Source organism: Sulfitobacter sp. CW3 (genome assembly GCF_019392245.1).
GTDB lineage: Bacteria > Pseudomonadota > Alphaproteobacteria > Rhodobacterales > Rhodobacteraceae > Sulfitobacter.
Genome location: NZ_JAHXRL010000345.1, coordinates 1 through 260, shown reverse-complemented (window position 1 = coordinate 260; position 260 = coordinate 1). Strand labels below are relative to the sequence as shown.

Genomic DNA, 260 nt, shown 5'->3' with positions numbered 1-260 from the left:
GACCGGGGCCCGGGTGATCACCGTCGAAGACCTGCGCTGGAAGCGCCGGGACATCAAATCGGTGGCCCTGCTGGCGCAGGTCCTCGCCAAGCAGCAGGCGGCCGAGGCCGGCGTCGCCGAGGCCTGGATGATCGAGGACGGCGCGGTCACCGAGGGTTCCTCCTCCACCGCGTTCATCATCAGCCGCGACCGCGTGCTCGTGACCCGGCCGCTCTCCACGGCGCTGCTGCCGGGCATCACCCGCGCCTCGGTGCTGCGTC

At 72.3% G+C, this 260-nt stretch carries 1 protein-coding gene; it reads left to right on the top strand.

Features of this window, described 5'->3' with window-relative positions:
- Positions 1-13 precede the first annotated feature (13 nt).
- On the top strand, positions 14-260 hold a 247-nt coding region (locus KZZ06_RS21355), incomplete at its 3' end, for an aminotransferase class IV (protein WP_219581940.1).